Genomic DNA, 12,405 nt, shown 5'->3' with positions numbered 1-12,405 from the left:
TCGTCCCAAGGATATTCCCCAATGTACATCCACGATTCCCCCACCCGCCTGCTGCCCGATGTCGCCTCGCAGGAACACGCCCTGGCCATCGGCACGCTCGACTGGGTGGGCATGGACGGCATGGAGATGCCCGTCGCGTTCGACGCCGGTGACGGCGACGTCCGCTCGACGGGCGCCCGCGTCGGTGCGTTCGTGAACCTCACCAAGCCGGAAGCGCGCGGCATCCACATGTCGCGCCTGTACCTGCTGGTCTCGGACGCCCTCTCGGCGGGACCGCTGACGGTCGCGGGCGTGCGGGGTCTGCTGGAATCGTTCCTGTCGTCGCATGAAGGCCTGTCCGACCATGCGCGCATCACCATCGGTTTCGAGCACCTGGTGCGCCGCAAGTCGCTGCGGAGCGACAACAGCGGATGGCGCGCCTACCCGATCACCATCGACGCCACCCTGAGCGGGTCGGAGTTCTGCCTGCAGATCACCACCGACGTCGTCTATTCGTCCACGTGTCCGGCGTCGGCCGCGCTGTCGCGCCAGCTGATCCAGGACAACTTCGCGAAAACCTTCGCCGCCGACCAGCCGCTCGACCGCGAGACGATCCTCGCCTGGCTCGGCACGGAGCAGGGCATCGTCGCCACGCCGCACGCGCAGCGCAGCACGGCGACGATCCGCGTCAAGCCGACGGGCGAGGGCGTGTTCAACCTGATCGGCATGATCGACAACGTCGAGAACGCGCTCGGCACGCCGGTGCAGACCGCCGTGAAGCGTGCCGACGAGCAGGCCTTCGCGCTGGCCAACGGCCAGAACCTTATGTTCTGCGAAGACGCCGCTCGCCGCATCCAGAAGGCCCTTTCGGACGACGGCAACATCGCCGACTTCCACCTTCGCGTGGCGCACCACGAAAGCCTGCACCCGCACGACGCGGTGGCGTTCGCTTCGAAGGTGCAGCGCTAAAGCGAACCGCAGGACCGTAGGAGCGCGCCCTGCGCGCGACATCTTTTCGCTAGGAGCTCAGACTCTGCAGCTCACGGCTCTCAAGGATGTCGCGCGCAGGGCGCGCTCCTACCTGATCCCCGGCAACAGCAAGGGATCGAGTCTCACCCCGAACCAGTTGAAGCCCCAGTGCACGTGCGGTCCCGTCGCGCGGCCCGTCTTGCCGGCCGCACCGATCACCTCGCCCTGGCTGACGCGTTGACCGACCTTCACGTCGATCCGCGAAAGATGCAGGAAGTTCGACGACAGGCCGAAGCCGTGATCGAGCAGCACGGTGCCACCGGTCAGGTAGAGGTCGGGGTTCGCGAACGTGATCACGCCCGCCGCGGGCGCCTTCACCGGCGTGCCTTCCGGTACCGCGATGTCCATGCCCGAATGCGGCGCCTTCGGATCGCCGTTGTAGATCCGCTGGTTGCCGAAGCGGCCGCTGATCCGCCCCGTCACCGGCCAGACGAAGCCTTTCGCGAAGTCCTCGCGGTCGTCGTCGCGGTTGCGCGCGGCCACCACCGACGCCTGCTCGCGTTCGATGCGCGCCGCGATGGCCGGCGGCGGATTGACCGTCTTCGGCGGCACGCCTTCCACGCGCTCGATGGGCCAGTCGCGAGGGGTGACGGCCACGCTTCGCGTCGTCGTGCCGAGCGTCACGGCCACCGGACCCTGCTCGTCGCGGCCCACGCCGAAGACGAAGACGCCGTCGTCGCCGACGTGTACCGGCTTGCCGGCGACGGCCACCTTCGTGCCGGGCGCCACGTGGCCGATCACCAGCGCGCCTTGCGAGACGGTGGCGGGAAGGTCGGGCACGGCGGCGAGCGCCGTGCCAGCCATCGCCGCCGCGGCGAGCGCCGCTACGATTCTTCTCATCGATCGAAGGTCAGGCGCTGGCCGCGAACGTTTCCGTCCACCGTCTTGCCGTCGAAGACGCGCTGCCCGTTGACGAACGTCGACGCGATGCTGCTGCTGAAGGTGTAACCCTCGAACGGCGACCAGCCGCACTTGGACAGCACCTCTTCGCGCGTCACGGTGTGCGGCTTGTTCGGATCGACGAGCACGAGATCCGCGGCATAGCCTTCCCGGAGGAAGCCGCGGTTCTCGACGTTGAAGAGCTTCGCCGGGTTGTGGCAGACCGTCTCGACGATGCGCTCCAGGGTGAGCCTGCCCTCGGTCACGCGCTGCAGGGCGGCCTGCAGGGCGAACTGCACGAGCGGCAGGCCGGAGGGAGCCTTGTCGTACTTCTGCTCCTTTTCCTCGAGCAGGTGCGGCGCATGGTCCGTGGCGAGCACGTCGAGCCGGCCCTCGGCCAGCGCCTTCGTGATGGCCTCGCGATCGGCTTCCTCCTTGATCGCGGGATTGCACTTGATGAGGAAGCCCTTCTCGTCGTAATCGGCCTTGCCGCCGAAATGGAGGAAGTGCACGCAGGTCTCGGCCGTGATGCGCTTGCCCTCGATCGGGCCCGGCTCGAACAGCGCGAGCTCGTCGGCGGTCGAGATGTGCAGCACGTGCAGGCGGGTGTCGTGCTTCTTCGCGAGCGAGATCGCGAGACGCGTCGACTTGATGCAGGCCTCGCGCGAGCGGATGTTCGGGTGCTCCCACGCCGGGATGTCCTCGCCGTACTTCTCGTGGGCCTTCGCGAGATTCGCGTCGATCATCGGGGTGTCTTCGCAGTGCGTGATGATCGGCACCGGGGTGTCGCGGAAGATGCCGTCGAGCGTCTCCGGGTTGTCCACCAGCATGTTGCCGGTGGACGCACCCATGAACACCTTCACGCCCGGGGCCGCCTTCGGATCGAGCGCGCGGATCGCCTCGAGGTTGTCGTTGCTCGCACCCATGTAGAACGCGTAATTGACCACGGACGAACCGGCCGCGATGTCGTACTTGTTCTCGAGCGATTCGCGGTCGAGCGCGGGCGGCTTCGTGTTGGGCATCTCCATGAAGCTGGTGATGCCGCCGGCGGCGCAGGCGCGGGATTCGTGCGCGATGTCGGCTTTCTGGGTGAGGCCCGGCTCACGGAAGTGCACCTGGTCGTCGATCATGCCGGGAAGCAGCCACAGGCCCGTGGCGTCGATCACCTGCTCGTCACGTTCCTTTTCCAGGTTCTGCGCGATGGTCGCGATTTTTCCGTCACGGACGCGGAGGTCGGCGACGAACCGCTTGCCCTCGTTGACGAGTTCGGCGTTCTTGATGAGCCAGGCATCAGTCATGGGTATGTGCTCCTTGGGCGCCGCAGCGGCGCAGGACGAAGTGATCGGGAACGGGATCGTCGCCGCCGGCGCACATCGGCTGGCAGCGCAGCAGGCGCCAGGCGCCGAGGGTGCCGCCGCGCAACGGACCGAAGCGCGCTATGGCAACGCGTGCATAATCGGAACAGGATGGGTGGAAGCGGCAGCGGGCTCCCAGCATCGGGCTCAGCCACCGCTTGTAGAAGGACAACAGGAATAGGAGGAGGCGGGTCACTGTGGGTCCGGTGTCGACCGGCGTAGGCCAATGCACAGTATCCCAGAAGATAGGTTGCTGGGGTAACGCATCTGGGCTATAACACCCCGCCGCCACGGCTACCGAGGTGAAGGATATGGCGAAAAACGCTCGTAGTTCCGCAGCCGCCAAAGGCGCCGCCAAGAAGGGCGGGGCAGGCGACGTGAAGAAGACAGGGAAAGTCGTGGCCGGGGCGAAGGCGACGAAGGCGCCGGCGAAGACCGCCGTGCGCGCCGCGGCGAAGCCCGCCACGAAGAGCGCCGCGAAGCCGGTTGCCAAGAAGGCGGCCGCGCCCGCGAAGAAGGCCGCTGCCGCGCCGGCGAAGGCCGCCGCGAAGAAGCCGGCCGCGAAGGCGGCTCCGGTGAAGAAGGCCACCGCCGCGAAGAAGGAAGCGCCGAAGGCCACCAGCAAGACCACGGCGAAGCCGGCGCCGGCCAAGGCCGCACCGGTCGCCACGACCAAGGCGGCACCCGCGAAGTCCGCCAGCAAGACACCCGCGGCCCCGAAGGCCGCACCCGCCCCGGCGCCGAAGCCGGCGGCCAAGACCGCCGCGGCGGCCGTACCCGCGCCCGACACGGGTCGCAAGGCATCGGCCGTTGCCGCCACACCGCCCCGGACGGCGTCCGCGGTGGGTGGCGAATCCTCATCCAGAACCGAGAAGTCCGCGCAAGCCAGCATGAACAGCACTGCCCCCAATTCCGCCGACAACGGCATCACGCGCGAAGACGGCCGCTACGCGCTGCCCGCTTCCACCATCATCGACCTGCCGAAGGGCTATCGCCCGAACGACGACGAGGAGTACATGAATCCTCGCCAGCTCGCCTACTTCCGCAACAAGCTGAAGGATTGGCGCGAGCAGCTCGTCGAGGAGTCGCGCCAGACGATGGACAACCTCCGCGAGGAAGTCCGCGACGTGGGCGACGAAGCCGAGCGCGCCACCCGCGAGACGGAAAACTCGCTCGAGCTGCGCACACGCGACCGCTACCGCAAGCTGATCTCCAAGATCGACAAGGCGCTGCGCCGCATCGAGGAAGGCCGCTACGGCTTCTGCGAGGAAACCGACGAGGAAATCGGCGTGGACCGTCTCGACGCGCGTCCGATCGCCACGCTCTCGCTCGATGCGCAGGAGCGCCGCGAGCACCTGCAGAAGCAGATGGGCGACTGACGCCTTTCCGGCGTCGCCATGAAAAAGCCCCGCATCGCGGGGCTTTTTTTTAACTGCCGTAAGCCGGGTGGGAGCCGATCGCACCGGCGATCCCGCGGCAGCGGGCCGACGGAGCGGTCGAGCGAAACCGTCAGTGCCCCAGCGCCTCCGCCGCGTACGCTTTCAGCCTCGCCAGCATCGCTGCCAGCCCGTTCGACCGCGTCGGCGACAGATGCTTGGCCAGCCCGATCTGCTGGATGAAATCCGGCGGCGTGTCGACGATCTCCTGCGCGGGGCGATCGGAGTACACCCGCAGGACCAGCGCGATGAGGCCGGAAACGATCGCCGAATCGCTCGCTGCATCGAAGTGCATCTTCGATGCGTCGCCCGAGGGGATCAGCCACACCATCGATTGGCAGCCGTGGACGCGGTTCTCCTCGGTCTTGCGATCGTCCGGGAAGGGCGGCAGCTGCCGGCCAAGGTCGATCAGGTACTGGTAGCGCTCCGTCCAGTCGCCGAAAAAGGCGAACTCCTCGGCGATGGCGGCCTGGGCGTCGAGGGCGGTGGGTTCGAGTGGCGTGCTCATGCCTTCACCACGCTCCAGCGGGTGCCCTGCGCGCCGTCCTCGATCGCGATGCCCAGCTCCTTGAGCTGATCGCGGATGGCGTCCGAACGGGCGAAATCCTTCGCCGCGCGGGCCGCGCGGCGCTCCTCGAGCAGCGCCTCGATGGCGGAGGCGTCGATCTCCTCGCCCGTATTGCCCTGCCGGAACCAGGCTTCCGGGTCTTGCTGGAGCAGGCCCAGTAGCGCGCCGCCGCCGATCAGGGCGGCCTTGGCGGCCGCGCGGTCGTCGCCCGTGGCACGACGGGCCGCGTCCGCGAGCTGCGAGAGTTCGGCCAGCGCCTGGGGCGTGTTCAGGTCGTCGCACAGCGCGGCCTCGACCGCCGCCGGCACGACGGGATCGCCCGCAACGACGTCGGCCATGTCGCGCAGCACGCCGTACCAGCCGTCGAGCGTGCGCACGGACTGCGTCATCGCCGCGTCCGACCAGTCCAGCGGCTGGCGGTAGTGGCCGCGCAGCAGCATCAGGCGCAGGGCCTCGCCGGGGTGCTTGCCGAGCAGCTCGTGCAGCTGGAGCACGTTGCCGAGCGACTTCGACATCTTGCGGCCGTCGAAGGTCAGCATGCCGTTGTGCAGCCAGAAGCGGGCGAACGTCTTGCCGCCGTGGGCGCACATGCTCTGGGCGATCTCGTTCTCGTGGTGCGGGAAGGTGAGGTCCACGCCACCGGCGTGGATGTCGATGGTCTCGCCGAGGTGCGCCTCGCTCATGGCGGAGCACTCGATGTGCCAGCCTGGGCGGCCACGGCCCCACGGGCTGTCCCAGCCGGGCAGGGTGTCGTCGGACGGCTTCCAGAGCACGAAGTCGCCCGGGCTCTTCTTGTAGGGGGCGACCTCCACGCGCGCGCCGGCGAGGAGCTCGTCGGGATCGCGGCCCGACAGCGCGCCGTAAGCGGGGAAGGACTCGACGTGGAACAGCACGTGCCCTTCGGCCTCGTACGCGTGCCCGGTGGCGATCAGGCGCTCGATCATCGCCACGATCTGGGGAATGTGGTCCGTGGCGTGTGGCTCGACGTCCGGGGGCGCCACGCCGAGGCGGGCGGTGTCCTCGCGGTACGCCTGGGCGAAGCGCTCGGTGATCTGGGCGATGGGCACGCCCGCGGCGGCGGCCGCCTTGTTGATCTTGTCGTCGACGTCCGTGATGTTGCGGGCGTAGACCACGTGCGGGAAATGCCGGCGCAGCAGCTTGACCAGGACGTCGAACACGACCGGAGGCCGCGCGTTGCCGATGTGGATGTAGTTGTAGACGGTCGGCCCACAGACGTACATCGTCACCCGCTGCGGATCCAGGGGGGCGAACGCCTCCGTGCGGCGCGAAAGGGTGTTGTAGAGCGAGATCGGCATCGAGGTTCCGTGGGGGCAGCGCGCTTCGGGTGACCGGCCGGAGATAGTAGCAAGGGATGGCCCCGTTCTGGGGCGGGTCGGCCTGCCTCGCACGCGCGGGGGGCGAATCGGTTGACATGGAGGACGCCCTTTTTCTCAGGGCCTTCTAAGCGTGGATTCAGCGTGATCTTGATGAAATGCTCGCCAGCGGGCGCGCCTGTGCACCTGCCTGGAGGTCTACCTACATGTCTCGCCTGCTCATCCCCGCGCTCATCCTCGCGGTTTTCGCCACCGGTGCCAGCGCCCAGGACGGACGCTATGGCCCGCCGCCGGGTCCGCCGCCGGCCGGTCCGGACGACAACACCCATTTCGGCTGGGCCGACGTGCTGCGCGTCGATCCGGTGTACGGCGTCGCGCGTGTCGAAACGCCGCGCCAGGAGTGCTACGACCAGCCGGTGGTCCGCCGCGAATCCAGTGGTAACTCCACGGCCGGCACGATCCTGGGCGCCGTCGTGGGCGGCGTGCTCGGCAACACTGTCGGCAAGGGCGACGGCCGCAAGGCCGCGACCGTGGTCGGCGCGGTCGCCGGCGGCGCCGTCGGCAACAACATTTCCCGCAGCGGCGATCGCACGTACGAGAGCACGGAAACCCGCTGCCGCGACGTCAGCTCGATCTCCGAGCAGCGCCGCATCGCAGGCTACGATGTCGAGTACCGCTACCGCGGCGAGGTCTACGTATCCCGCCTGAACTACGATCCGGGCGAGCGCCTGCGGGTCCGGGTGAACGTCTCGCCGGCGGACTGAGACCGGCGTAGGGGTGTGACGAAGGCCACGGGAAACCGTGGCCTTCTCGTTTCTGGGGCGGGACGCACGCCCCGCCCGCCGCCCACCCATTGCGCGCCGCACCAATACCCGGCATCATCAGCGTTCCTTTCAAGGCTCCGACCCTGTGTCCCACACCGTCTACACCGCGATCGTCCTGACCAGCGCCCGTATGGCCGCGGGGATGACGTCGCGTGCTCGTCGACCGTACATCGGATACTCGGCCGGGTAGGCTGTCGCGCGCGTTTCATTCGTACCGACTAAAAAACCCGGCCATGCGCCGGGTTTTTTCGTTTCCGATTCCTCCTTTCCATCACGGCCCCCGGGCCACCGACCGATCTGGACCGCCATGACCGTTCGCCATTTCCTCTCCACCCAGGACTACAGCCGCGCCGAGATCGACGCGCTGCTCGAGCAGGCCGCCGCGTTCAAGCGGTCGCCGCAGGGCCAGCAGCTGGCCGGCAAGTCGATCGCGCTGATGTTCTTCAACCCGTCGATGCGGACGCGGACGAGCTTCGAGCTGGGCGCGTTCCAGCTGGGCGGTCATGCGATCGTGCTGTCCCCGGGCAAGGACGCCTGGCCGATCGAGTTCGAGGTCGGTTCGGTGATGGACGGCGACACGGAAGAGCACATCGCCGAGGTGGCGCGCGTGCTGTCGCGCTACGTCGACCTGATCGCGGTCCGCGCGTTTCCCAAGTTCGTCGACTGGTCCGTCGATCGCCAGGACAAGGTGCTCAACGCGTTCGCGCGGTACGCCACGGTGCCCGTGATCAACCTCGAGACGATCACCCATCCCTGTCAGGAGCTCGCCCATGCGCTGGCGCTGAAGGAGCATCTCGGGGATCTGCAGAACAAGAAATACGTGCTGACCTGGACGTACCATCCGAAGCCGCTGAACACGGCGGTGGCGAATTCGGCGCTGCTGATCGCGACCAAGATGGGCATGGACGTCACGCTGCTGTGTCCGACGCCCGAATACATCCTCGACGAGCGCTACATGGAATTCGCCCGGACCAACGCCCGCGAAAACGGCGGCTCGCTGCAGGTGTCGCACGACATCGAGTCGGCCTACAGCGGCGCGCACGTGATCTACGCGAAGAGCTGGGGCGCCATTCCGTACTTCGGCCGCTGGGACGAGGAAAAGGCGATCCGCGACGCGAACAAGCACTTCATCGTCGACGAGGCCAAGATGGCCCTGACCGACAACGGCCTCTTCAGTCATTGCCTCCCGCTGCGCCGGAACGTCAAGGCGACGGACGCGGTGATGGATTCCCCGGCCTGCATCGCCATCGACGAAGCCGAGAACCGCCTGCACGTGCAGAAGGCGGTCATGGCGTCCCTCATCTCCCAGCCGGGCACGACATCCGGCCTCGGTTTCTGATCCTTCCCATCCGCCAAGCCCACCCTTTTCCTCCGGAGCCCGCATGTCCAGCAACGATATCGTCCTCGCCTTCTCGGGCGGCCTCGACACCAGCTTCTGCGTTCCCTACCTGATCGAGCGCGGCTACGCCGTGCACACCGTCTTCGTGGACACGGGCGGCGTGTCGGCCGAGGAGCGCGAGTACATCGAGCAGCGCGCCCACGAGCTCGGCGCCGCGTCGCATCGCACCGTCGACGCCGCCCAGGCGATCTGGGACACCTTCGTCACGCCGCTGATCTGGGCCGGCGAGTTCTACCAGGGCCAGTACCCGCTGCTGGTCTCGGACCGCTACCTGATCGTGAAGGCGTCGCTGGAGCGCTGCGACGAACTCGGCACGAAGCTGTTCGCGCACGGCTGCACCGGCATGGGCAACGACCAGGTGCGCTTCGACCTCACCGTGAAGGCCCTCGGCGATTACACCATCGTGGCGCCGATCCGCGAGATCCAGCGCGAGCACACGCAGGTGCGCGCGTACGAGCAGAAGTACCTCGAGGACAAGGGGTTCGAAGTCCGCGCCAAGACCAAGCACTACACGATCAACGAGAACGTGCTGGGCGTGACCATCTCGGGCGGCGAGATCGACGCATGGGAGATTCCGGAAGAGGGCGCCGTCGCCTGGTGCGCGCCGCGCTCCGAATGGCCGGTGGAACCTCTGCGCATCGAGCTCGGCTTCGAGAAGGGCACGGCCGTGTCGCTCAACGGCAAGGCCGCGTCGGGCCCCGAGATCCTCGGCTTCCTCAACCGCGAGCTGGCGAAGTACGGCGTCGGCCGCAGCCTCTACACCGGCGACACGAACATCGGCCTGAAGGGCCGCATCGTGTTCGAGGCGCCGGCGCTGACCGCGCTGCTCACCGCGCATCGCGCGCTCGAGGAGACCGTGCTGTCGAAGCAGCAGAACCGCTTCAAGCCGGAAATCGGCCGCAAGTGGACCGAGGTGGCGTACGAGGGCTTCTTCAACGACCCGATCAAGGCGGACCTCGAGGCCTACCTCGTGTCGACGCAGCGCAAGGTCGACGGCAAGGTCGTCATCGAGACGCGTGGCGGCACCGTCTACGCGGTGAAGGTCGAATCGAAGAACATCCTGCATTCGAAGAAGGCCACCTACGCGCAGGCCGCCGACTGGGGCGTCGCCGAGGCCGAGGGCTTCATCAAGCTCTACGGCATGAGCTCGACGATCTGGGCGGAAGTCGACCGCGCGAACGGGAACTGATCCGGAATCATGGACACGCTTCTTCAGGACACCCTCACGCACCTGCGCGCGCTCGTCGGATACGACACGCGCAACCCGCCACGAACCATCGGCACCGACGGGATCTTCGACTACCTCCGCGCGAACCTTCCGGGGTTCCAGGTGGAGGTCACGGATTTCGGTGCCGGTGCCGTGAACCTCTACGCCGTGCGCGGCACGCCGAAATACCTGTTCAACGTGCACCTGGACACCGTGCCGGACTCGCCGCACTGGACGGCGAGCCCGCACGAGCTGCGCGTGACGGAAGATCGCGCGATCGGCCTCGGCGCCTGCGACATCAAGGGCGCCGCGGCCGCGCTCGTGGCCGTCGCCAACGCGAGCCAGGGCGACATGGCGCTGCTGCTGTCGACCGACGAGGAAGCCAACGATGCGCGCTGCATCGACGGCTTCCTCGCGACGCCGCGCGACTACGAGGCGGTGATCGTCGCCGAGCCGACGAAGGGTGAGGCGGTGCTGGCGCATCGCGGCATCCATTCGGTGCAGATGCGTTTCCAGGGCAGGGCGGGGCATGCGTCCGGCGAGCAGAAGCCGTCGGACAGCGCGCTCCACCAGGCCATCCGCTGGGGCGCCGCCGCGCTCGACCACGTGCAGGCGCAGTCGCACGAGCGCTTCGGTGGCCTCACCGGCCTGCGCTTCAACATCGGCAAGGTCGAGGGCGGCATCAAGGCCAACGTGATCGCCCCCACCGCCGACGTGCGCTTCGGCTTCCGGCCGCTGCCGTCGATGGATGCCGACCGTCTCCTCGAGACGTTCCGCACGCTCGTCGCGCCGCACCCCGTGGAGTACGGCGAAACGTTCCGCGGCGACTCCCTGCCGGCGGGCGACACCGCCACGGCGGAGGCCCGCCGCCTCGCCGCGCGCGACCTGGCGGACGAACTCGGCATCCCGGTCGGCAACGCCGTCGACTTCTGGACCGAGGCCGCGCTGTTCTCGAAGGCCGGTTACACCTGCTTCGTCTACGGCCCCGGCGACATCGCGCAGGCGCACAGCGCCGACGAATGGGTCGCCCTCGACCAGCTCGCGCATTACGCCCAGACCATCCATCGGATCGTGGACAGTGGACTCTAATAAGCACACCAGGAAAACGATCGTCCGCCTGCTCTCGTCGATGGGCAGCGCGCGCGAAATCCAGCAGTACCTCAAGCGCTTCTCGCAGGTGGACGCCGCCCGCTTCGCCGTGGTGAAGGTCGGCGGCGCGGTCCTGCGCGACGAGTTGCCGGACCTCACGTCGTCGCTGTCGTTCCTGCAGCAGGTCGGCCTGACGCCGATCGTGCTGCACGGCGCGGGTCCGCAGCTCGACGAAGAACTTTCGGCGGCGGGCATCGAGAAGAAGACCGTCAACGGCCTGCGCGTCACCTCGCCGGAAGCCCTGGCGATCGTGCGCCGCGTGTTCCAGGCGCAGAACCTGCGACTGGTCGAGGCCCTGCAGGAGGTCGATACGCGCGCCACGTCCGTGCCGTCGGGCGTGTTCACCGCGGACTACCTCGACCAGGACACCTTCGGCCTGGTGGGGCGCGTGCGCGACATCAACCTCGCGCCGATCGAGGCGAGCCTGCGCGCGGGTTCCATTCCCGTGATCGCGAGCCTCGGCGAAACCGATGCCGGCCAGATCCTCAACATCAACGCCGACTTCGCCGCGAACGAGCTCGTGCGCGTGCTGCAGCCGTACAAGATCGTTTTCCTCACTGGCACGGGCGGCCTGCTCGACGGCGACGGCAACGTGATCGATTCGATCAACCTGTCGACCGAATACGACCAGTTGCTGCAGCAGCCATGGCTGCATTCGGGCATGCGCCTGAAGATCGAGCAGATCAAGGACCTGCTCGACGACCTGCCGCTGACCTCGTCGGTGTCGATCACGCGGCCCGCCGAACTGGCGAAGGAACTGTTCACGCACAAGGGTTCCGGCACGCTGGTCCGGCGCGGCGAGCGCGTGCTGCGCTTCGATTCGTGGAACGACGTCGATCTCGGCCGCATGCGCCAGCTCATCGAATCGAGCTTCGGCCGCACGCTCGTCGGTAACTACTTCGAACGCACGAAGCTGTATCGCCTCTATGTCTCGGAGAACTACCGCGCGGCGATGATCCTCACGCAGGAGGAAGGCTTCGCGTATCTCGACAAGTTCGCGGTGCTGGACGACGCGCAGGGCGAAGGCCTCGGTCGCGCCGTATGGCAGGTGATGCGCGACGAGAACCCGAAGCTGTTCTGGCGTTCGCGCCACGGCAACGTGATCAACCACTTCTACTACGCGGAGTCGGACGGCTGCTTCAAGCAGACGCGCTGGAAGGTGTTCTGGTACGGCCTGGACAGCTTCGCCGACATCGAACGTTGCGTCGCGCACAGCGCCACGCGCGAACCCACCCTGCAGGACTGA

Annotated in this window: 12 protein-coding genes; 7 read left to right on the top strand and 5 right to left on the bottom strand. The window is 67.7% G+C overall.

Annotated features, from left to right (window positions below; genetic code table 11):
- Positions 1–21 precede the first annotated feature (21 nt).
- The gene (gene folE2, locus BMY69_RS06090; protein ID WP_090052545.1) at positions 22–948 is read left to right on the top strand and encodes a GTP cyclohydrolase FolE2; all 927 of its coding nucleotides are present in this window, start codon (positions 22–24) and stop codon (positions 946–948) included.
- A gap of 108 nt (positions 949–1,056) precedes the next feature.
- On the opposite strand, the gene BMY69_RS06085 is transcribed toward folE2, so the two are convergent.
- The 3 genes from BMY69_RS06085 to yidD are packed head-to-tail and all read right to left on the bottom strand — an operon-like array spanning position 1,057 to position 3,384.
- Positions 1,057–1,848 (bottom strand): M23 family metallopeptidase, encoded by a 792-nt coding sequence (locus tag BMY69_RS06085; RefSeq protein ID WP_090052546.1) that lies wholly within the window; start codon positions 1,846–1,848, stop codon positions 1,057–1,059.
- The gene (locus tag BMY69_RS06080) at positions 1,845–3,185 is read right to left on the bottom strand and encodes a dihydroorotase (protein WP_090052548.1); all 1,341 of its coding nucleotides are present in this window, start codon (positions 3,183–3,185) and stop codon (positions 1,845–1,847) included. Before BMY69_RS06080 ends, BMY69_RS06085 begins: the two co-directional genes overlap by 4 nt.
- Positions 3,178–3,384, bottom strand: coding sequence for a membrane protein insertion efficiency factor YidD (yidD, locus tag BMY69_RS19865; protein ID WP_255364504.1), 207 nt, complete (start codon positions 3,382–3,384; stop codon positions 3,178–3,180). The genes BMY69_RS06080 and yidD overlap by 8 nt, the downstream gene beginning before the upstream one ends.
- 748 nt (positions 3,385–4,132) lie before the next feature.
- On the opposite strand from yidD, the gene dksA reads away from it, so the two are divergent.
- Positions 4,133–4,621 (top strand): RNA polymerase-binding protein DksA, encoded by a 489-nt coding sequence (dksA, locus tag BMY69_RS06070; RefSeq protein WP_090052550.1) that lies wholly within the window; start codon positions 4,133–4,135, stop codon positions 4,619–4,621.
- 130 nt (positions 4,622–4,751) lie between these two features.
- Here dksA and BMY69_RS06065 read toward each other — a convergent pair whose 3' ends face one another.
- Positions 4,752–5,186 carry a SufE family protein gene (locus BMY69_RS06065; protein WP_090052551.1) on the bottom strand — a complete coding sequence of 145 codons (435 nt, stop codon included), beginning with the start codon at positions 5,184–5,186 and terminating at the stop codon, positions 4,752–4,754.
- Entirely contained in the window at positions 5,183–6,562 is a 1,380-nt protein-coding gene (cysS, locus tag BMY69_RS06060) for a cysteine--tRNA ligase (protein WP_090176057.1), read from the bottom strand. Before cysS ends, BMY69_RS06065 begins: the two co-directional genes overlap by 4 nt.
- A gap of 224 nt (positions 6,563–6,786) precedes the next feature.
- On the opposite strand from cysS, the gene BMY69_RS06055 reads away from it, so the two are divergent.
- The 5 genes from BMY69_RS06055 to BMY69_RS06035 all read left to right on the top strand — a co-directional run bounded on the left by BMY69_RS06055 (position 6,787) and on the right by BMY69_RS06035 (position 12,405).
- Positions 6,787–7,344, top strand: coding sequence for a glycine zipper 2TM domain-containing protein (locus BMY69_RS06055; protein ID WP_090052555.1), 558 nt, complete (start codon positions 6,787–6,789; stop codon positions 7,342–7,344).
- Between the two features lie 367 nt (positions 7,345–7,711).
- Complete coding sequence (locus BMY69_RS06050; RefSeq protein WP_090052557.1) at positions 7,712–8,743, top strand: N-acetylornithine carbamoyltransferase; 1,032 nt, start codon at positions 7,712–7,714, stop codon at positions 8,741–8,743.
- Between the two features lie 43 nt (positions 8,744–8,786).
- Positions 8,787–9,992, top strand: a complete 1,206-nt coding sequence (locus BMY69_RS06045) for an argininosuccinate synthase (protein ID WP_090052558.1) — start codon at positions 8,787–8,789, stop codon at positions 9,990–9,992.
- A 9-nt stretch (positions 9,993–10,001) separates the two neighbouring features.
- Positions 10,002–11,099 carry an acetylornithine deacetylase gene (locus tag BMY69_RS06040; RefSeq protein WP_090176053.1) on the top strand — a complete coding sequence of 366 codons (1,098 nt, stop codon included), beginning with the start codon at positions 10,002–10,004 and terminating at the stop codon, positions 11,097–11,099.
- A complete protein-coding gene (locus tag BMY69_RS06035) occupies positions 11,089–12,405 on the top strand; it encodes an acetylglutamate kinase (RefSeq protein WP_090176049.1) in 1,317 nt (438 codons plus the stop codon). Before BMY69_RS06040 ends, BMY69_RS06035 begins: the two co-directional genes overlap by 11 nt.

This window comes from Luteibacter sp. UNC138MFCol5.1 (assembly GCF_900110505.1).
In the GTDB taxonomy this organism is placed as follows: domain Bacteria; phylum Pseudomonadota; class Gammaproteobacteria; order Xanthomonadales; family Rhodanobacteraceae; genus Luteibacter.
This window is presented reverse-complemented; position numbering and strand designations above follow the sequence as displayed.